The 21,174-nt window shown below is 63.3% G+C and carries 13 protein-coding genes and 2 pseudogenes; 3 read left to right on the forward strand and 12 right to left on the reverse strand.

The window, feature by feature from the left end; all coding sequences use genetic code 11:
* Positions 1 to 138 precede the first annotated feature (138 nt).
* On the forward strand, positions 139 to 885 hold the full coding sequence (locus JQ567_RS34790; protein WP_212443003.1) for an EF-hand domain-containing protein: 747 nt from the start codon (positions 139 to 141) through the stop codon (positions 883 to 885).
* 121 nt (positions 886 to 1,006) lie between these two features.
* Here the strand turns inward: JQ567_RS34790 and JQ567_RS34795 are convergent.
* The 5 genes and pseudogenes from JQ567_RS34795 to JQ567_RS34815 form a co-directional block, all read right to left on the reverse strand.
* A pseudogene (locus JQ567_RS34795) lies at positions 1,007 to 1,096 on the reverse strand (IS5/IS1182 family transposase); the annotation flags it as partial.
* Between the two features lie 124 nt (positions 1,097 to 1,220).
* Entirely contained in the window at positions 1,221 to 1,754 is a 534-nt protein-coding gene (locus JQ567_RS34800) for an isoprenylcysteine carboxylmethyltransferase family protein (protein ID WP_249165925.1), read from the reverse strand.
* A 73-nt stretch (positions 1,755 to 1,827) separates the two neighbouring features.
* Positions 1,828 to 2,588 (reverse strand): annotated as a pseudogene (locus tag JQ567_RS34805) (IS5 family transposase).
* A gap of 160 nt (positions 2,589 to 2,748) precedes the next feature.
* A complete protein-coding gene (locus JQ567_RS34810; protein ID WP_212443005.1) occupies positions 2,749 to 3,744 on the reverse strand; it encodes a P1 family peptidase in 996 nt (331 codons plus the stop codon).
* 83 nt (positions 3,745 to 3,827) lie between these two features.
* Positions 3,828 to 6,608, reverse strand: coding sequence for a PAS domain S-box protein (locus JQ567_RS34815; protein ID WP_212443006.1), 2,781 nt, complete (start codon positions 6,606 to 6,608; stop codon positions 3,828 to 3,830).
* A gap of 363 nt (positions 6,609 to 6,971) precedes the next feature.
* Between JQ567_RS34815 and JQ567_RS34820 the strand changes: the two genes are divergently transcribed.
* Positions 6,972 to 7,373, forward strand: coding sequence for a response regulator (locus JQ567_RS34820; protein ID WP_212443007.1), 402 nt, complete (start codon positions 6,972 to 6,974; stop codon positions 7,371 to 7,373).
* A gap of 16 nt (positions 7,374 to 7,389) precedes the next feature.
* On the opposite strand, the gene JQ567_RS34825 is transcribed toward JQ567_RS34820, so the two are convergent.
* The 7 genes from JQ567_RS34825 to JQ567_RS34855 all read right to left on the reverse strand — a co-directional run bounded on the left by JQ567_RS34825 (position 7,390) and on the right by JQ567_RS34855 (position 20,634).
* The gene (locus tag JQ567_RS34825; protein WP_212443008.1) at positions 7,390 to 8,892 is read right to left on the reverse strand and encodes an HWE histidine kinase domain-containing protein; all 1,503 of its coding nucleotides are present in this window, start codon (positions 8,890 to 8,892) and stop codon (positions 7,390 to 7,392) included.
* 14 nt (positions 8,893 to 8,906) lie between these two features.
* Positions 8,907 to 15,188: a HAMP domain-containing protein gene (locus JQ567_RS34830; protein ID WP_212443009.1), complete on the reverse strand. Its 6,282-nt coding sequence runs from the start codon at positions 15,186 to 15,188 to the stop codon at positions 8,907 to 8,909.
* 310 nt (positions 15,189 to 15,498) lie between these two features.
* Positions 15,499 to 16,617 (reverse strand): branched-chain amino acid ABC transporter substrate-binding protein, encoded by a 1,119-nt coding sequence (locus JQ567_RS34835; protein WP_212443010.1) that lies wholly within the window; start codon positions 16,615 to 16,617, stop codon positions 15,499 to 15,501.
* 174 nt (positions 16,618 to 16,791) lie between these two features.
* The gene (locus JQ567_RS34840) at positions 16,792 to 17,541 is read right to left on the reverse strand and encodes an ABC transporter ATP-binding protein (protein ID WP_212443011.1); all 750 of its coding nucleotides are present in this window, start codon (positions 17,539 to 17,541) and stop codon (positions 16,792 to 16,794) included.
* Positions 17,538 to 18,383, reverse strand: coding sequence for an ABC transporter ATP-binding protein (locus tag JQ567_RS34845; RefSeq protein WP_212443012.1), 846 nt, complete (start codon positions 18,381 to 18,383; stop codon positions 17,538 to 17,540). Before JQ567_RS34845 ends, JQ567_RS34840 begins: the two co-directional genes overlap by 4 nt.
* Positions 18,380 to 19,681 carry a high-affinity branched-chain amino acid ABC transporter permease LivM gene (livM, locus tag JQ567_RS34850; RefSeq protein WP_212443023.1) on the reverse strand — a complete coding sequence of 434 codons (1,302 nt, stop codon included), beginning with the start codon at positions 19,679 to 19,681 and terminating at the stop codon, positions 18,380 to 18,382. The genes JQ567_RS34845 and livM overlap by 4 nt, the downstream gene beginning before the upstream one ends.
* Positions 19,682 to 19,716: 35 nt before the next feature.
* Positions 19,717 to 20,634: an ABC transporter permease subunit gene (locus JQ567_RS34855; RefSeq protein WP_212443013.1), complete on the reverse strand. Its 918-nt coding sequence runs from the start codon at positions 20,632 to 20,634 to the stop codon at positions 19,717 to 19,719.
* Positions 20,635 to 21,000: 366 nt separating this feature from the next.
* On the opposite strand from JQ567_RS34855, the gene JQ567_RS34860 reads away from it, so the two are divergent.
* The gene (locus tag JQ567_RS34860; RefSeq protein ID WP_212265932.1) at positions 21,001 to 21,162 is read left to right on the forward strand and encodes a hypothetical protein; all 162 of its coding nucleotides are present in this window, start codon (positions 21,001 to 21,003) and stop codon (positions 21,160 to 21,162) included.
* The last annotated feature ends 12 nt before the right edge of the window (positions 21,163 to 21,174 follow it).

Raw genomic sequence — 21,174 nt, forward strand, 5'->3', positions numbered from 1 at the left:
GGTCATGTTCCCGCCTTGGCGGACCGGCCGGGATCAGGAAAACCGCGGTTTTGTTGGGTTTCTCGCCGTGGCACGGCGCTTGCTGAGGAACCGGCATGAACGAGGGGCCGCGCTGAGCGGCGTTGTTGGGGTTCTGTCATGTTGCTTGCTCTTGGTGCCGCGTCATCAGCGATCGATGCCCTGCAGGCGCTGACTTCCTCGAAGTCGTCGTCCGCAAAGGCCACCGGAACTGCCAAGGCTGGCCTGTTCGACTCGTTCGCGAGTGCCTCGGCCTCGACCGGTTCGAGCAGCAGCGCCGGAGGTAACGGCGGTTCGCAGATCTCGCCGGCAACCATGAGCGCGCTGCTGGCTGCGCAAAGCCAGTCCTCGACGGGGTCGACGTCACCGGCGTCGACGAGCCGCTCGGACTCGCTCAAGAGCCTGTTCTCGCAAATCGACGGCAATGGCGACGGCAAGATCACCAAATCGGAATTCAACGATGCGCTCGGCGCCGGCGGCACCAATCTGGATAATGCCGACAGCGTCTTCGGGAAGCTCGACAAGGACGGCGACGGTTCGGTCAGCCTTGGCGAATTGGCGTCGGCGCTGAAGGGCGGCAAGGGCCGCCACCATCGCGCCGCCGGCGGTTCGGGCGAGAACGGATCGAATTCCGATCCCCTGATGCAGGCGCTGCAGGGCGCATCCAGTACGTCCGTCACCAACAGCGACGGTTCGGTGACGACATCGCTGACCTATGCGGACGGTTCCAAGGTCACGATGACGTCGGCTGCATCGGGAAGTTCCTCGAGCGCCGCAACGTCTTCGTACAATTTCATCGAGCAGATGATTCAGCGTCAGGCGCAGGCGATTTCAGCCTCGGCCGCATCGCTCTCGCTTAGCGCCTGAACCTTTTTGTTTTGACGCGTTTTCTACCGCAGATAAGTATACGCTATCTGCGTAAACTTGATTGCTATGCGAACCGGGGTCCACTTCGCTTGAAAACGCTCTAGGGTCCAGACTCAATTGATTAAAGCCAGAATGCCACGGCGGCAACGAGGCACAGGGCTGAGAAGTAGTTCCGAGCGAGTTTGTCGTAGCGCGTTGCGATGCGCCTGAAACCCAACCGCTTCGCCAATGGGGAGATGTTCTTTTCCGAGGGCCGTTAGCGTGCCTGCTCGCGGCGCCGGTGAAGCGTCCGAGACCGGTCGCGAGCAGCGGCTCGCACAACCGCGGGCCACCGATCATTTCGACCGCCATGGGGTCATCCGCGGTATCCAGCGCGGGACGGCGGCGCGGAACGCCTCGTACTCTCTCCCAAACGTCCGCTCGAGCGTGGGTTCTTCGTACGCCACGACGAAGACGTGGAAGGCGAGCCAGAGCAGCGCGCCGTAGACGATGAGGCGCCAATCGCCCATCAGCACCGCTTGACCCAGGATGATGGCAACGACCGCGACGTATATTGGATTACGCACATAACGGTAGAGACCGGTCACCACGAGATTCCGGGTCGGCGCGATGGGCGCGGGGGTGCCGAGACCCTGCAGCGCGAAACGCGCAAATGCGTCAACGAGCCCAGGCACGCCTGCGCGAATCATTATCGCGCCGATGCCGCGCGTCAGCTCCAGACCAAGGAACGGCGGCCGGAGTTGCCAACCCGTGATCGACCATGGAACGAGCCCCGCCAGCGTACATGGGGCGACCACGAAGAAAACCGCCGAGCCCAGGACGGCAATGGTTCGTTGCACGGCGGTTCCCGACACTCGCTGCGAGCTCATTTCATGGTTTCCCGTCGTCATCCGGGTGCCGACACGCTCGCCATGTTATCCCAAAAGCGGAAACCGCGCACGACTAAAGCCAGAATGCCACGGCGGCAACGAGGCACAGGGCTGAGAAGTAGTTCCGAGCGAGTTTGTCGTAGCGCGTTGCGATGCGCCTGAACTCCTTGAGCCTGCAGTAGCCGCGCTCGATGACGTTGCGATCCTTATAGGCTTGCTTGTCGTGACGTATGCGTTTCTTCCGATTTGACCGGCCTGGGATCACCGGTTTGATGCCGTCCTTGCGCAGAGACTTGCGGAACGAGTTGCTGTCATAAGCCTTGTCACCGAGCAACTCGGCGATGCCGTCGAGCAGACTGACACATGGCCGGCCCGACTGTGCAGTCGGCGGTGTTGCCAGGCGTGAGGATCAAGACCCACGGGCGGCACAGCTTATCGACAAGGCGGTGAATCTTGCTGTTGCGCCCGCCCTTGGTGATGCCAATCGCCTGTTCCGACGCCCCCCCCTTTTCCGCCGCCAGCGCAGCGATGCGCTTTGACATGCGTGCTGTCGAGAGCCATTCGTTCCGGCGGTTCAGCAGGTTCGGCCGCCGCCTCGAAGATGCTCTGCCAAATTCCCTGCGCACTCCAGCGGTTGAAGCGATTGTAGACCGTCTCGGCCGGCCCATATTCCGGCGGACAATCGACCCATCGACATCCGCTCTTGAGCACATGCATGATCCCGCTCAAAATGCGCCGATTGTTCTTCGGCTTCACGCCACGGCGATTGCTTGGAATAAACGGCTCAATCCTCGCCCATTGCCCGTCGCTAAACCAAAACAAGTTCGCCCGCATCTGTTGGCCCCCCCGATTCGGTTGACCAACCCGTTGAATCTCAACATGGTTATATTGGGTCTTAACCCTAAGAGACCCGGCGACGCTTCGGTAGTCGCGACCATTTTTGTTTGAGCATGATCTTTTCGGAAAACCGGTTCCCACTTTTCCGGATCATGCTCTAGCCGAAGCGATCCCCCCACGCCGGTAGCGCGCCCAGAAAGGGCAGCGCGGTCGCCTGGTGGACGCCGCGCGCAATCGCGCGGGCAACCACATTGGCCGCCACCATCCCGAGTTCGGTGAGGCCGTGCCGCGGATCGACCGGCTTCCTGCCGGTGGCCGCCGCAAACACCACGTCGCCGTCGGTTGGCGCATGCACCGGGTAGATCGCGCGCGCCATGCCGGTTTGTGCGATCATCGCGAGGCGCTTGGCCTGCGCTTTCGTCAGCACCGCGTCGGTGACGACGACGACCAGCGTGGTGTTTTCTCCGGAGATCGGTTCCGGGCCACCCTTGAGCCGCGCCTTCAGCATGTCCTTTGTGAATGACGGCGGCAGTCCGCGTCCGCCATATTCGTCGCCGATTTCGAACGGCGCCGCCCAGAACCACGGTCCATCGCCGACCGTGACGCTGCCGACGGCATTGACCACCGCGAGCGCCGCCACCATGACGCCATCTTCGGTTTGCGCGGAGGCCGAGCCAAGGCCGCCCTTGAAATTGGCCGTGGTGGCGCCAAGGCCGGCGCCGACGCTGCCGAGCGCGAAATCGGTCCCCGCCGCGCAGGCGGCGGCATAGCCGAGATCGCGATAGGGCGGGAAACGTCCCCAGGCCTTGTTGCCGCCGTTCAGAAGATCGAAGCAGATCGCGCCGGGCACGATCGGTATAATCGCTTCGCGGATCCGCAGGCCGCGTCCCTGTTCGGCGAGCCAGGCCTGCACGCCGCCTGCGGCGTCCAGCCCAAGCGCGGAGCCGCCGGAGAGCGTGATCGCGTCGACGGCCTCGACCGTGGCTTCAGGCTTGAGCAGGGCTTCATCGCGGGTGCCGGGGCCGCCGCCGCGGACATCGATCGACGCGGTCGCGGGGGTATCGAAAATGATCGCAGTCACCCCGGATGCGACGGAAGCGTCGTCGGCGTGGCCGACGCGAACGCCGGAGATGTCGGTAAGAAGGTTTTTCAAGATGCCGGTCCGTTCAAGCCCGCACCGATTGCGGCCATCGATATCTGGTCATCCTCGCCGATATATCGGCCGTCAACAAGGCTTCAACTGCCAAGCGCCAGTCTGAACATCCTGGCGAGTTCGGACTTGCGGTACGGCTTGGCGAGCAGCAGCACGCCGGAATCGAGGCGGCCGTGGTGAACGATGGCGTTTTCGGTATACCCTGATGTGTACAGGGTCTTCAGCGACGGGCGTCGTTTCAGCGCCTCGTCGACCAGCTGGCGGCCATTCATCATGCCCGGCATGATGACGTCGGTGAAGAGCAAATGCAGCGTCGGGGCGGTATCGATGATCTGCAGGGCCTCGCTGGCATTGGCCGCCTCGAGCGTGGTGTAGCCGAGGCTTTCGATCTGCGTCATCACGTAACGGCGGACCAGCGAATCGTCTTCGACGACGAGAACGGTCTCGGTGCCGCCCTCGACATTGGCTGATATCGCGGCTTCGGCGGCGGTCTGGTTCAATCCCGTGGCGCGCGGCAGGTACATCTTGACCGACGTGCCGTGGCCTTCCTCGCTGTAGATCTTGATATGGCCGCCTGACTGCTTGACGAAACCGAACACCATGCTGAGCCCGAGGCCGGTGCCCTTGCCGACCTCCTTGGTGGTGAAGAAGGGATCGAACACCCGCTCGATCAGCGCTGCGGGGATTCCGGTGCCGGTATCGCTCACCGCGACCATCACATAATGGCCGGGCACGACCTCGCTGTTCATGCCGGCGTAGTTCTCGTCGAGATAGATGTTGCCGGTCTCGAGCGCGAGCTTGCCGCCATTGGGCATGGCGTCGCGCGCGTTGAGAGCAAGGTTGAGCACCGCCGTCGAGAGCTGGTTCGGATCGACCAGGGCCGTCCATGCATCCTCGGCCAGCAGCGGCGTGATCTCGACGTTTTCGCCGAGCGTCGGGTGCAGCAGTTTGGCGGCCTCCAGCACCAGCCCATTGACGTCGACTTCAACGGGCTGCAGCGGCTGCTTGCGGGCAAAGGCCAGCAGATGCTTGGTCAGGTTGGCGCCGCGTTCGGCGGCTTCGTCGATCAATCTGGTAATGGCGACGAGTTCGGGCTTGTCGGCAACCGATTCCTCCAGGATTCCGATGGTCCCGGTGATCACGGTCAGGATGTTGTTGAAGTCGTGCGCGACGCCGCCGGTCAGCTGGCCGATCGCGTCCATCTTCTGGATGTGCCGCAACTGGGCTTCCGCCGCCTGCTTCTCGGTGAGGTCGCGGCCGATGAAGAAATGCCGTTTCACCGGCTCCGACCACGTGCCGGTCCAGTTCAATGTGACGGACTGTCCGTCCTTGTGCATGTAGCGGGTCTCGAAATTTCGCAGCTGGTTTCCGCGCCGCGCCGCGCGCATCTCGTTGCGCGTGCTGTCGAGATCCTCGGGGTGGATGAAATGGATGGCGCTCCGGCCGATCATTTCGGCCGGATCGTAACCGAGAATGATCTTGGCGCTCGGACTGACCTGGATGAAATTCCCGCTGCTGTCGGTGACGAAGATCAGGTCGTGCGAGGTTTCGAAGATGCGTTGCCGTTCTTCGATCTCCTGGTTGAGCGCCTTTTGCGTTCGCTTGCTATCGGTAATGTCGCGCGCGATCTTCGATGCGCCGACAATTTCGCCGGCGGCGGACCGGATCGGCGCGATGGTCAGCAAGACATCCACGCTTCGTCCGTCCTTGTGGGTGCGCACCGTTTCGAAGTCTTCGATCCTCTCGCCACGGCGGACCTGTTGGAGGATGTTGCGAACCTCGGCGCGGCGGTCTGCCGGAACAATGAGGTCAACGTGCCGGCCCACGGCTTCGATCGAAACGAACCCGAACAGGCGCTCGGCGGCGCGATTCCAGCCGGTGATGATGCCGTCGAGCGATTTGGTGATGATGGCGTCGTTGGAGGATTCGACGACCGCGCTGAAAAGACGTTCGCGCTCGGTGTGGAGGCTGCGCTCGGACGCCGCCTGGCGGCGCAGCTTTTCGAGCAGCCGGGCCAACTGGCCTTGCAGGGCGACATTGTCGATCAGCAGCACTGCGAGGACGAAACTGGCCGCACAAAGTCCGTAGATCCGGCCGGCGTAAAACCCCAGATCGAACCTGGCCGCGTTGAGAATTCCGGACAGCGCGATGTCGTACATCCAGGCACACATCACGACCATCAGCCAGACGTCGAGCACGGAATGCGGTCGCCGATGCCACAGGATCAGCAGCGCCGCGAAGCTGAGAAGCACTTCCGCCGACAGGGTACCGATCAGGATGTAGGTGAAATGTCCGCCACTGATCATCGTCGGCAGCAGGTCATGTCTGGCGGTGACGAACCAGGCGGCAAAGGAAATGGCAGCCGCAACCGCGATGATGCTGCCCAGGATCGCCCGTACCTCGGATCCCGGTATTTTCGGGCCGCCATCCTTGTCCTTCAGGAACGCATAGCCGAGCACGAGAACCGGAAATCCGATGTGCCAGATCTGATAAAGCCAGGCCGTTGTCTGCGGGCCGGCATTGAGCAGCCCGGTCGGAGCAAAGACACCTGGAAAGGTCAGGGCGTGAACGATCGCAGCGGCCGCGGTGAACAAATAGCCGCTCGCGAGCAGCAGCAGCGCCCGCGAGCGCACGATCGAGAACTGCGAGAACAGCAGGATCGCGGTGATGAGATCGTTGATCGCGAGCGCGGATTGATAACTTGGAATGAAAGCCGGGACGGGGGCAAGCGGCACTCTGGCAAAAACTGCCGCGATGACAAACAGAACCGTCGAGACGCCGACCACTGCCAGCGCAGCCCTGCGGTCGCGGCTGGTTGCCGGCAGGGTCGATAGAAAGATGTTGCGTTCGTCAGCCGTCTGCATCGTTGTCCCTGGCAAACTGGCATCGAACGCGCCACCGGGCCAGCACCAAATGCGCGAACATTAACCTATCCACCGAAGTGGGGTATCTAGCCGATAGGCGGATTTCGATCGGGAGGACTAACAGACCTAAAACAGGCAGGAGACGCGGAGCTGCTCAGGGGCCGAAATGGGCACGTCAAGTCTACAATGAGGTCGGGCCAAATGGAATCAACTCAGGGTACATACTACCTGTTCGGCCCCTGCTCGGAAAGGCTTGGTCAAGGTAACCGCCTCTTTACCGAAACGTCGAATAAAGTGAGGAGCGTTGCGCCTGCATCGGAAGTTTTCATCGTAGGCTGTTGCACGACGGTCTGGGATTTTTTGATGCCCCGTGTTCTTGTGATCGACGACCAATCGGACGTGCGCACGATGATCTCGATCGTGCTGCGGATCAACCAATTCGAAATCGTCGAAGCCGCCACCGCCGAAGCGGGATTGAAGGCATTCGAAGCTGCCGATTTCGACCTCGCGATCGTCGATATCTTCCTGCAGGGTTCGAACGGCTCCGATGTTATCGCGAGGATGCGCGAACGGGTGCCCGACCTGCCTGTTGTCGCGATATCCGGCATGACGGCGCTCGACTTCCTGTCCAAATCACCTGAACTGGCTGACGTGGTCTGCCTGCAAAAGCCGTTTCGTCCGAACGACCTGATCCGCGCGATCGACGCGGCCCGTGAAGCGGTGCGGCCATCGGCGGGCTCCGTTGCCGGGGCGACGGCGCTGTAATCCGCCCCTTCAGCCGTCACGGCCGGGACGACTGTCCAACGCGCCTGCTGCCGGCTTTATCCGCCACGGTTTCCCGAGGCGGAACCGGATCGGGCGCGGTCTGGCGCGCCAGCGGAACCACGAGCCGGCACACGAGACCTTCGGGCCGCCAATCGAATTCGGCCTTTCCGCCGAGTTGCGACTCGATGCTGGCGATAACGCTCCGTGTGCCGAATCCCCTTGATACCGGTTTTTCGACCACCGGCCCGCCGGTCTCCATCCAGACGAGTTCGAGAAGGCCCGACTCGAGCTCCCACTTTACCGATAGCCGGCCTGTCAACGCCGACAGGGCGCCATACTTGGCCGAATTGGTGACGAGCTCGTGCAGCGCCAAGGCCACCGTCTGTGCGGTCGCCGGTTGCAGCTGCACCTCGGCGCCGCGCAATGCGATCTGATCGCCCATCGAATATGGCGCCAGCTCTTCGTCGATCAGCTTGCCTATTTCAGCGCCTTGCCAGCTCGACAGCGAAAGCACGGTGTGCACCCGTGCGAGCGCGGTGATGCGGCCTTCCACCGAGCGGATGTAGCTCTTGACGTTTTCGCCGCGCGTCAGCCGAACGATCGACTGCGCCAGCGCCAGCGCGTTCTTGGCGCGGTGGTCGACTTCGCGGGCGAGCAGGTTTTGGCGTTCTTCGGCCTGTTTGCGTTCGGTGATGTCGACCGTCACGCCGCTGACGCGGATGACGCGGCCGTCCTTGTCGGTGCTCGCCGCGGCCGTTCCCGCGCACCAGCGCACTTCGCCATCCGGGCGGATGACGCGAAATTCCGCCTCGTACGATTTTGCGCCTCTGGCGAAACTCGCCCACGCATCGTGCAGTTCCGGGACGTCGTCCGGATGGATCAGGGCCTGAATATTGGCCGGTGTCAGCTCAATGCTGCCGGGATCGACGCCGAGAATTTGATACTGGCCCTCGTCCCACATCCAGTCGCCATTGACCCAGTCCCAGTCCCACGACCCCATCTTTCCCGCGGCGATCGCCAGACTCCGGCGCTGCTCGCTTTCCAAGAGCCGCGCATGGGATTCTTCCAGTTCGGCGGTGCGGGCGCGAACCCGGTCCTCGAGCTCGACGTTGAGCCGCTCCAGCTGACGGGTCTTGCGATAGAGTTCGGCGAACACCTTGATCTTGGCGCGCAACACTTCAGGCACCACCGGCACCGGAACGTAGTCGACCGCGCCCATCTCGTAGCCGCGCAGCCGGTCCAGATCGCTGACCTGGATCGCCGAGATGAAGATCATCGCCGTCTTCTGGAAACGGGGATGTTCGCGGATCATCGCGGCGAGCTCGAAACCGTCCAGTTCCGGCATGCAAACGTCGACCAGGATGATGGCGACGTCGTTCTTCAGCAGGAACTCGAGCGCCTCGCGCCCCGAGGCGGCCGAGACCAGGTTCTCTCCAAGCTCCTTCAGGATGACCTCATAGGCGAGCAGCTTTGCCGGCTGATCGTCCACCAGAAGTATGTTTACTTTCTCTTGGTCCATCATCTGCACGCCGATCAGCGGTGGAGCCACATACGGATGGCGAGGAGTAACTGCTCGGTGTTGACTGGTTTTGCCAGATAGTCCGACGCTCCGGCCTCGAGGCACTTCTCGCGGTCGCCCTTCATCGCCTTCGCGGTGAGCGCGATGATAGGGAGGCGGCCAAACGACGGGTTTTGCCTGATGACCCCGATGGTCTGGTAGCCGTCCATTTGCGGCATCATGATATCCATCAGCACGATCGCTATCTTGGGATTGGATTCGACCAGCGCAATGGCCTCATGCCCGGTGGTCGCCGTCAGCACCTTCATGCCGCGCCGTTCCAGCACGCTCGACAGCGCGAAGATGTTGCGGGCGTCGTCGTCCACCAGAAGCGCGGTCTTGCCAACGAGATCCTCATCGGAACTATTGAGCTTCTCCAGCATCCTCTGCTTTTCGACCGGCAATTCCGTGATCACACGGTGCAAAAACAGCGACGTTTCGTCGAGCAGGCGTTCCGGCGATTCCACGCCCTTGACCACGATGCTGCGGGCCATGGTGTGGAGTTCCGCGTCTTCCTCGGCGGAAAGTTCCCGTCCCGTGAACACGACCACCGGCACGTTCGACAGCGCCTCGTCGTTGCGGATCTGGTCGAGCACCTCGAAACCGCTCATGTCCGGCAACCGCAGGTCCAGCACGACGCAGTCGCAGGGGTTGTCGCGCAGGGTCGAGAGGGCGCCGGCGCCGGTATCCGTGGTGAGAATCTCGATGTCCACGTGATCGAGCAGGGCCTTGATGCTCATCTGCTCGGCGGCGTTGTCTTCCACGATCAGAAGACGCTTGCGCCGCGGCTTGGCGTACTCCTTGATCTGGGACAGTGCGGCGCTGACGCCTTCGGTCGTGGTCGGCTTGTTGACGAACGAGAATGCGCCGCGTGCCAGCGCGTGCTGGCGGTCCTCGTCGAGCGTGATGATCTGCACCGGAATGTGCCGGGTCAGCGGATTGTGCTTGAGCTGGCTGAGCACGGTCCAGCCCAGCATGTCCGGCAGGAACACATCGAGCGACACCGCCGTGGGCTGGAACTGCTTGGCGAGTTCGAGCGCTTCGGCGCCGCGATTGGCGACCAGGACCTTGAAGCCCTTGTCGCGGGCGAGATCGATCAGCACCCGCGCGTAATGCGGATCGTCCTCGACGATCAGGAGGATGGTGTCGCCGGCCTCGAGGTTGAGCCGGTCATCCGGCAGTTGCTCGATCACCCGCTCCTGGATCGCGGCAACCGGCAGCGCCGGCGCGGTCAGATAGGGCGACGGGGCAGGGGTGCGCGGCGCGACGGTGGGCCCGGAATATTTCAAGGGCAGATATAGAATGAAGGTGCTGCCCTTGCCCGGGGCGCTGCGCAGATGAATCTCGCCGCCGAGCAGGCTTGCAAGTTCGCGGCTGATGGCGAGGCCAAGGCCGGTGCCGCCATATTTCCGGCTGGTGCCGGCATCCGCCTGCTGGAACGCTTCGAAGATCAGCTTCTGTTTTTCCGGCGGAATGCCGATGCCGGTGTCGGTGACCTCGAAGGCCACGACGGCGGGGGCATGGTTCAGGATCGGGTGCTCCGCGCTCCATCCGCCGAGCGCGGCGGACACGGTCAGCCGCACGCCGCCTTCGGCGGTGAACTTGAACGCGTTCGACAGCAGGTTCTTCAGCACCTGCTGCAGGCGTTTGGAGTCGGTTACCATGCTGCGGGCGAGGTTCTCGTCGACGCTGATGTTGAACGAGAGCTGGCGGTTGTCGGCTTCGTGCCTGAACGGCCGGCCGACGGTTTCCAAAAGGCTCGAGGTGAGGATTTCCTCGGCGTCGACCGTCACCGTTCCGGATTCGATCTTCGACAGGTCGAGAATATCGCTGATCAGATTGAGCAGGTCGGTGCCGGCGCCGTGGATGGTGCGGGCGAATTCGACCTGCTTCGCCGACAGATTGCCGTCGGGGTTTTCGGTGAGCTGCTGGCCGAGGATCAGGATGCTGTTGAGCGGCGTGCGCAGCTCGTGCGACATGTTGGCGAGGAATTCGGACTTGTACTTCGACGTCAGCGAAAGCTCGGTCGCCTTCTCCTCGAGCGCGCGCCGCGCCTGTTCGATTTCCTGGTTCTTTCTTTCCACCTCGACGTTGCGTTCGGCGAGCTGCTGGGCCTTCTGCTCGAGCTGTTCGTTGGTCTGCTGCAGTTCCTTCTGCTGGGTCTGCAGTTCGCCGGCGAGCTGCTGCGACTGCTTCAGCAGGCCTTCGGTCTGCATCGTGGCCTCGATGCTGTTGAGCACGATGCCGATACTGTCGGTGAGCTGTTCGAGGAAGGTCATCTGTGAGGTCGTGAACGAGCTGACGGAGGAAAGCTCGATCACCGCCTTGACCTGGTTTTCGAACAGGACGGGCAGCACCACGAGGTTTTTCGGAATCACGCGGAGCAACGCCGAATTGATCGGCACGGTGTCAGCCGGGATGTCCGAGATCACGCGCTGGCGCTTGTCCAATGCGGATTGCCCGATCAGTCCCTCGCCGAATTGCACGAATTGCGGGTGAGGGTGGTTGCCGTCGCCGGCGTAAGCCGAGAGCAGGCGCAGTTGCCGGTTGTCTTCGCTTTCGACGCGGTAGATGACGCCCATATGGGCGTTCACCAGCGGCGTCAGTTCGGTGAGCAGCAGCCGGCCGACCGTGGTGAGATCGCGCTGGCCCTGCAGCATGTTGGTGAATTTGGCGAGGTTGGTCTTCAGCCAGTCCTGTTCCGAGTTCACGTCCGTGGTCAGGCGGAGATTGCCGATCATGGTGTTGATGTTGTCTTTGAGCTCGGCGACTTCGCCGCGCGCATCGACCTGGATCGAGCGGGTGAGGTCGCCCTTTGTCACCGCGGTCGCGACCTCGGCAATGGCGCGCACCTGCGAGGTCAGATTGGCGGCCAGCAGGTTGACGTTACCGGTGAGGTCCTTCCAGGTGCCGGCGGCGCCCGGCACGTTGGCCTGACCGCCGAGCCGTCCTTCGACGCCGACTTCGCGCGCCACCGAGGTGACCTGATCGGCGAACGTCGCCAGCGTCTCGGTCATGTTGTTGATGGTATCGGCGAGAGCGGCGACTTCGCCCTTCGATTTCACCGTCAGGTCCTGCTTCAAATCGCCGTTGGCGACCGCGGTCACCACCTTGACGATGCCGCGCACCTGTTCGGTGAGGTTGGCGGCCATGAAGTTGACGGTGTCGGTGAGGTCCTTCCAGGTACCGGCGACGCCGGGCACCTGCGCCTGTCCGCCGAGCTTGCCTTCGGTGCCGACCTCGCGCGCGACGCGGGTGACTTCGCCGGCGAACGCGTTCAACTGATCGACCATCGTGTTGATGGTGTTCTTCAGTTCGAGGATTTCGCCCTTCACGTCGACCGTGATCTTGCGCGACAAGTCGCCGCGCGCCACCGCCGTGGTGACCTCGGCGATGTTGCGGACTTGCGTCGTCAGGTTGGCCGCCAGCAGGTTGACGTTGTCGGTCAGGTCCTTGAACGTTCCGCCGACGCCGGGCACCACCGCCTGGCCGCCGAGGCGTCCCTCGGTACCGACTTCACGCGCGACGCGGGTCACTTCGGCCGCGAACGAGCGCAGCTGTTCGACCATCGTGTTCAAGGTGTCCTTGAGCAGCAGGATTTCGCCACGCACGTCCACCGTGATCTTCTTGGACAGATCGCCGCCGGCGATCGCGGTCGCGACCTCGGCGATGTTGCGGACCTGCGCCGTCAGGTTGGAAGCCATGAAGTTGACGTTGTCGGTGAGATCCTTCCAGGTGCCGGCGACTTCAGGCACTTGCGCCTGGCCGCCGAGCTTGCCTTCGGTGCCGACTTCGCGCGCCACGCGCGTCACTTCGGAGGCGAAGGCGTTGAGCTGGTCGACCATCGTGTTGACGGTGTTCTTCAGCTCGAGAATTTCGCCCTTGACGTCCACGGTGATCTTCTTGGACAGATCGCCCTTCGCCACCGCCGTGGTCACTTCGGCGATGTTGCGGACCTGGCCGGTGAGGTTGCCGGCCATCGAGTTGACGTTGTCGGTAAGATCCTTCCAGGTGCCGGCCACACCGGGCACGTTGGCCTGGCCGCCGAGCCGGCCTTCGGTGCCGACCTCGCGCGCCACGCGGGTCACTTCGCCCGCGAAACGGTTGAGCTGGTCGACCATCGTGTTGAGCGTTTCCTTGAGCTGCAGGATCTCGCCGCGCACGTCCACGGTGATCTTGCGCGACAGGTCGCCGCCGGCGATCGCGGTCGCCACTTCGGCGATGTTGCGGACCTGCGCGGTCAGATTGCCGGCCATCGAGTTGACGCTGTCCGTCAAGTCCTTCCAGGTGCCAGCGACGCCGGGCACTTCGGCCTGGCCGCCGAGCTTGCCGTCGGTACCGACCTCGCGCGCCACGCGCGTCACTTCGCCGGCAAAGGCGTTGAGCTGGTCGACCATCGTGTTCAGCGTTTCCTTCAGCTGAAGGATTTCGCCCGACACGTTGACGGTGATCTTCTTGGACAAATCGCCCTTGGCGACGGCGGTGGCGACTTCGGCGATGTTTCGCACCTGGCCGGTGAGGTTGCTGGCCATCGAGTTGACGCTGTCGGTCAAATCCTTCCAGGTGCCGGCGACGCCGCGCACCAGCGCCTGGCCGCCGAGCTTGCCTTCGGTGCCGACCTCGCGCGCGACGCGCGTCACTTCGCCGGCAAACGCGTTGAGCTGGTCGACCATCGTGTTGACGGTGTCCTTCAGCTCCAGAATTTCGCCGCGCACGTCCACCGTGATCTTCTTGGACAAGTCGCCATTGGCGACCGCCGTCGTCACTTCGGCGATGTTGCGGACCTGAGCCGTCAGGTTGCTGGCCATCGAGTTGACGCTCTCGGTGAGATCCTTCCAGGTGCCGGCGACGCCGAGCACGTTGGCCTGACCGCCGAGCCGCCCGTCGGTACCGACTTCGCGCGCGACGCGCGTCACTTCGCCGGCAAACGCATTGAGCTGGTCGACCATCGTATTGAGCGTTTCCTTCAGCTGAAGGATTTCACCCGACACGTTCACCGTGATCTTCTTGGAAAGGTCGCCGCCCGCGATCGCGGTCGCGACGTCGGCAATGTTGCGGACCTGCGCGGTCAGGTTGGAGGCCATGAAGTTGACGTTGTCGGTGAGGTCTTTCCAGGTACCGGCGACGCCGGGCACCTGGGCCTGACCGCCCAATTTTCCTTCGGTGCCGACCTCGCGCGCGACGCGCGTCACTTCCGAAGCGAAGGAGTTGAGCTGGTCCACCATCGTGTTGATGGTGTCTTTCAATTCCAGAATTTCGCCGCGGACGTCGACCGTGATCTTGCGCGAGAGGTCGCCGCGGGCGACGGCGGTGGTGACGTTGGCGATGTTGCGGACCTGCGCGGTGAGGTTGCCGCACATCGCGTTGACGGAGTCGGTGAGATCCTTCCAGGTGCCGGCGACGCCGGGCACGATCGCCTGACCGCCGAGCTTGCCGTCGGTGCCGACTTCGCGGGCCACACGTGTCACTTCGGAGGCGAACGAACGCAGTTGGTCCACCATCGTATTGATGGCTTCCTTCAGCTGCAGGATCTCGCCGCGGACGTCGACCGTGATCTTTTTCGACAAGTCGCCATTGGCGACCGCGATGGTGACTTCGGCGATGTTGCGGACCTGGCCGGTGAGGTTGTTGGCCATGGAGTTGACGCTCTCGGTCAAATCCTTCCAGACGCCGGTCACTTCCGGCACCTGCGCCTGGCCGCCGAGCTTGCCCTCGGTGCCGACCTCGCGCGCCACGCGCGTCACTTCCGAGGTGAACACGCTGAGCTGTTTGATCATCGTGTTGACGATGTTGGCGGACTGCAAAAATTCGCCGCCCAGCGGGCGGCCATCGACATCGAGTTGCACGGTCTGCAGCAGGTCTCCCTGCGCCACGGCGGCGACCGCCCGGGTCACCTCGCGCGTTGGCCATAGCAGATCGTCGATCAGGGTGTTGACCGACCCTTCCATGTCCGCCCACGAGCCGCTCGAAAGATCGAATTTGACGCGCTGGCGGGTTTTGCCCTCGCGGCCGACGACCTGTCCGACCCGCTCCAGTTGCTGCGCCATTCGTTGATTGGCGGCGACGATCTCATTGAAGGTGTCGGCGATCTTGCCCTCGATGCCGAGATGATCGCCGGTCATCCGCACCGAGAAATCGCCGGAGCGCATCGCCTGCAGCGCGTGCAGCAGGTCCTGCATCGGGTCGGGCTTGCCATTCGCTTGCGGTTTGGCCTTCGACACACGGCGGACCGGGGCTTCAGGGGAAAGATCACTCATGGTGTCTCCTCGCGGCGAGGTCGCGCGAATCTGAATGCTGGTATGCGATCTGCGTCATAAGACGTGTCGCCCAGTCCGAGATCAAGGTGGAACAATAGTGATGCAGCAAAATCAATGACATGGAACCCAGCCCGAACTATTCTCCAAAACCTTCGGCTCCATTTGGTTCCACAGCCCCCCGGAAAAAAGTTCCGTATCGCGAACGGCCGTTAACCTTTGTGGCGTTCCGGGTTTCCTTGATGGACACGCTGCAAACGAAAACGCCCCGGCAAGCCGGGGCGTTCGTTGCTAACAAAAGCGGTAAGGGGTCTTAAGAACCCTTCGGATTGATCTCGGTGTAGTTGCCCTTGGCATCCCACTTGTAGACGACGTAGTCGATCGCCTTGATGTCGCCCTTGGCATCGAAGCCCATCTTGCCGAGCACGGTATCCCACTCGCCGGCCTTGATGGTTTCCATCACCTTCTTCGGATCGGTCGTACCGGCCTTTGCCACCGCCTTCGACCAGACCTGAATCGTGGCGTAGGTGTAGAGGGTGTAGCCTTCGGGATCGATGTTCTTGGCCTTGAACTTGGCGACGATCTCCTTGGCGGTCGCCTTGTTGCGCGGGTCGGGACCGAAGGTGAACAGCGTGCCTTCGGCGGCGGGACCTGCGATCGAGGCGAACTCCTTGTCGTTCAAGGCGTCGCCCGCCATCAACACCGTCTTCAGGCCCTGGTCGCGCATCTGGCGCAGGATGAGGCCGGATTCCTGATGGTAACCGCCGACAAAGACCAGATCGATATTGTCGCGCTTCAGCCGCGACACGATCGCGTTAAAATCCTTGTCGCCCTTGTTGTAGGATTCGAACATCTTCTCGGTGACGCCGGCCTTGTTGAGCGCCTTCTTGGTTTCGTCGGCGAGGCCTTTGCCGTAGGTGGTCTTGTCGTTGAGGATGGCGACGTTCTTGCCTTTGTAGTTCTTGACGATGTAATCGGCGGCGACCAGGCCCTGCTGATCGTCGCGGCCGCAGACGCGCGCCACGTTCCAGAGCTTGCGCTCGGTGAACAGCGGGTTGGTCGAGGCCGGCGTAATCTGCAGCACGTTGCCGTCGGCATAGGCTTCCGACGCCGGGATCGACGAGGACGAGCAGAAGTGACCGGCGACGAACGGGATCTTCGCGCTGGCGAACTTTTCCGCCACCGAGCGCGCCTGCTTGGGATCGCAGGCATCGTCGCCGACCTGCAGCGCCAGCTTCTTGCCGGCGACGCCGCCGGCGGCGTTGATGTCGGCCACCGCCTGTTCGGCACCGTTTTTCATCTGCCGGCCGAACGCGGATTCGCCGCCCGTCATCGGGCCCGCCACTGCAATATTGATGTCCTGCGCCAGCGCGCTTGCCGATAGCGCAAACGTTGCGCCCAATGCCAGGCCGATGAGTTTCAGTGATTTCATGAGTGTCCTCGCGGGGATAATCGCTACGGGACGCACCCGGTGGCCCGGGTACGCAAACCGGGGCCATTGTCCGCTGATTTTGCGGCGAAGTCATCGGCAAATTTCGGGCAAATCCACGGTCCGTTCGCAGCATCTTGCCGCAGCGGGCGGTTTTCGCCGCCGGCCTGGGCAACGCTAGCCCCGCCGGCCGCCCTCCAGATAGGCGGCGCGGATTTCCGGGCGCTGCAGCAATTCGCTGCCGGTGCCGGAGAGCGTGATCAGGCCGTTGACCATGACATAGCCGCGATGGGCGAGTTTCAGCGCGTGATTGGCGTTTTGCTCGACGATCAGCACGGTCAGGCCGTCCTGCCGGTTCAGGGTCCGGATGGCGTCGAAAATCTGCCGCGCGATCAGGGGGGCCAGGCCGAGCGACGGCTCATCGAGCATCAGCAGGCGCGGCCGGCTCATCAGGGCGCGGCCGATCGCCAGCATCTGCTGCTCGCCGCCCGACAAGGTGCCGCCGCGCTGGGTCATGCGCTCCTTGAGCCGCGGGAACAGCGTAAAAATGCGCTCCAGGCCGCTGGCGCGGTCGGCCTCGCTGGAGTCGGTCGCGTCGGCGCCCATCTGCAGGTTTTCCGCCACGCTCATGCGCGGGAAAATCCGGCGGCCTTCCGGGGATTGGGCGATGCGCAGCCGCGCGATCTCGTGCGTCGGCACGGCGGTGATGTCCTGGCCGTCATATTCGATCCGGCCGGCGCGGGCGCGGGGCCTGCCGAACACCGTCATCATCAAAGTCGATTTGCCGGCGCCGTTGGCGCCGATCAGGGCGACGATCTCGCCGGCGCCGACCTCGAGATCGACGCCTTTCAGCGCCTCGATCTTGCCATAGGCCGCGCGCAGGCCGCGGATCGCCAGCAGCGGCGTTGTTGGGGATGATGCGGTCACGTTCCGCTCTCCATCACCGCGATGGCTTCCTCCTCGTCGGCGCCGAGATAGGCGGCGATCACCTTGGGGTCGTCGCGGACGTGTTGCGGCGTGCCCTCGGCGATCTTGACGCCGTAGTCCATCACGACGACGTGGTCGGAGATTTCCATCACCACCGACATGTCGTGCTCGATCAGGAGGATCGAGGTGCCCTGGTTCGCGCGGATCGAGAGCAGCAGTTCGCTCAGGCTTGCGCTCTCCCGCGCGTTGAGCCCGGCGGCCGGCTCGTCGAGGCAGAGCAGTGCGGGTTCAGTGCACATCGCGCGCGCGATTTCGAGGCGGCGCTGATCGCCATAGGGCAGGTTGCCGGCGGCATCGTCGGCGCGGTCCAACAGATCAATGCGCTCCAGCCACGTTCGCGCCAGATCGATCGCCGCTTTCTCCGCGACGCGCCAGGACGGCGCGCCGATCAGCCCGAGCAGGGTAAGGCCGGAGGCGCGCATCAGCGCATTGTGCTGCGCCACCATCAAGTTCTCCAGTGCCGTCATGCCGGGGAAGAGCCGGATGTTCTGGAAGGTGCGCGCGACTTTCGCCTGCTTGGAAATCCGGAAATCGTTCAGCCGTTCGAGCTGGATGGTGTGGCCGTCATCATGCGCCAGCCGCAAGCTGCCGCTGGTCGGCTTGTAGAAGCCGGTGATGCAGTTGAAGACGGTGGTCTTGCCGGCGCCGTTCGGTCCGATCAGCGCGGTGATCTTGCGCCGTTCGGCGCCGAAGGAGAGGTCGTTGACCGCGACGATGCCGCCGAAGCGCATCGACAAATGATCGACGGAAAGGATGTGGTCAAGGGTGTGATCGGCGCTCATCCGTGCCCCTCCTTGACGAGGTCGGACGAGATCGCCTGGTTGCGCTCCAGGAACACGGTCGGCGCGCGATGACCGATCAGGCCGCGCGGGCGCCAGATCATCAACAGCACCATCGCCATGCCGAACACCAGCATGCGGTACTGGTCGAGCCCGCGGAACAGTTCGAAGCCGCCGATCATGGCAAGCGCCGCCAGCGCCACGCCCAGCTGCGAGCCCATGCCGCCCAGCACCACGATCGCCAGCACCAGCGCCGATTCATGGAAGGTGAAGGATTCCGGACTGATGAAGCCTTGTCTGGTCGCGAAGAACGCGCCGGCGAGACCGCCGAACATCGCGCCGGTCGCAAACGCCGTCAGTTTTGTCGTTGTCGTGTTGATGCCGAGCGCGCGGCAGGCGACCTCATCCTCGCGCAAGGCTTCCCAGGCGCGGCCGATGGGCAGGCGGCGCAGGCGAATCGTGACCCAGTTGGTGAGCAGCGCCAGCGCCAGGATCAAATAGAACAGAAAGACGATGCGGTGGGTCGGTGAGAATTCGATGCCGAGTTTGACCGCAAGCCCGTCGTCGCCCGGCGACAGCGGAATGCCGAACATGGTCGGCCGCGGAATGCCGGAGACGCCGTTCGGACCGCCGGTCAGGCTTTGCCAGTTGAGCAGGACGAGGCGGATGATCTCGCCAAAGGCGAGGGTGACGATGGCGAGATAGTCGCCGCGCAATCGCAGCACGGGAAAACCGAGCAGCACGCCCCAGAACGCGGCGAGGATGCCGGCCAGCGGCAGGCAGATCCAGAACGACAGTCCGAAATTGGTCGCCAGCAGCGCGTAGGAATAGGCGCCGACCGCGTAGAACGCGACATAGCCGAGGTCGAGCAGGCCGGCGAGGCCGACCACCACGTTCAATCCCCATCCGAGCATGACGTAAGTCAGCACGAGGATGCCGAGGTCGAGAATGTAGCGTTCGTTGTAGAAGATCACCGGCACCAGAAAGGTGAAGATCAAGAGCACCGGCGCGACGAGGCGACCCGCGAGCGAAAGCGCCGATGTTACCTGTGCCGGCACGACGCGCACGGTGCCGACCGGTCCCCACCATTGCCGCAGCAACTCGACGACGATGCTGCCGCCGAACACGGTCGCGACCATCATGGCGAGGTCGCCGAAGCGGGTCCAGTAGGTCAGCTGTCCGTCGGATCCTGCTTCGGTGCGCACGCCGATCATCAGCGAGAACAACACCAGCGCGACCAGCGCGCTGATCAGGGCTTTCTTGAAGATGAAGGCGACGCCGGGTGCGCGTGTGGCTTGCATGGCGGCGGCGGGGTTTGCGCTCACGCTGCGGCCCGTCAGACTTTTTCGACTTCAGGCCGGCCGAGCAGGCCGGTCGGAAGGAAGATCAGCACGACGATCAGGATCGAGAACGCCGCGACGTCCTTGTACTCGACCGAGAAGTAGGCCGACCACAGCGTCTCGATCAGCCCGATCAGCAGTCCGCCCAGCATCGCGCCGGGCAGCGAGCCGATGCCGCCGAGCACGGCGGCGGTGAACGCCTTGATGCCGGCGACGAAGCCCATGAAGAAATCGACCAGGCCGTAATAGAGCAGGTACATCATGCCGGCGACCGCGGCGAGCGCCGCACCGATCACGAAGGTCATGGAGATGGTGCGGTCGACGTCAACGCCGAGCAGCGAGGCCATGGTCTGGTCCTGCTCGCAGGCGCGCATGTCGCGGCCGAGCCGCGTGCTCGATACCAGCCAGGTGAACAGCGCGAGCAGCACGACGGTCGTGATCACCACGATGATCTGGATGTTGGACAACTGCACCACGAAGCCGCCGGAGCCCTCATGCAGCGTGTAGCCGCCGGTGATGATCGGCGGCACCGGCTTGACGCGCGCGCCCTGGGCGACTTGGGAATAATTGGTCAGCACGAATGACATACCGATGGCCGACAGCATCGGGGCGAGGCGGAACGAATGCCGCAGCGGCCGGTAGGCGATGCGCTCCACCGTCCAGCCATACAGCGCGGTGATCGCCATCGATACCAGCAGCACGATCAGCAGGATCAGGGGGATTGCGGTCAGGCCGAACGAAACCAGGATCAGGAACGTGATCAGGGCAATGAAGCCGCCGATCATGAAAATATCGCCATGAGCGAAATTGATCATGCCGACAATGCCATAGACCATGGTGTAGCCGATGGCGATCAGGCCGTAGATCGAGCCGAGCACGAGGCCGTTGATCAGTTGCTGGGCGAAATAATCCATGCGCTGCCGTTGGAGCCTGTTCGGCTGAGCGAACAGGCTCTAGTTTTGTTTTGACGCGTTTTCTTCACGCGAACCGGTATCCGCTTCGCTCGAAAACGCTACGTCCGTGAGCGACACGGCGAGGGCCCCCGGCAGCCTTGTCCGACGCGTCGTATCGTTTTCTTACAGTTTGGAACCGGGGGCGGCAACAGCGCTGGCTCCAGCTTAAAGGGCTTGTACAGAGCTAGTTTTGAGCTCCCGGTTCCCCGGTCACAATGCCAACACGGCTTTGCCGCGCAATCATCCCGCCGGAACCGGTGTTCCCCTCGCAACCAAAGCCCGGACTTTCCGTTGCCCCCGACTGTGTTCAACAAGGGAGATCCCCACATGAGCAACCCGACCCAAAAGCCGGGCCAGCAGAACCAGAATCCGGGTCAGAAGCCAGGCCAGCAGCAGCAGGGCGGCGGTCAAAAGCCCGGTCAGCAGCAGCAGGATCCGAGCCGCCGTCAGGGCGAGCGACCGGGCGAGATGCCCGATCAGGACCGCTAGTTCGCAGGACCG

This window comes from Bradyrhizobium sp. AUGA SZCCT0431 (genome assembly GCF_018131065.1).
In the GTDB taxonomy this organism is placed as follows: Bacteria; Pseudomonadota; Alphaproteobacteria; order Rhizobiales; family Xanthobacteraceae; genus Bradyrhizobium.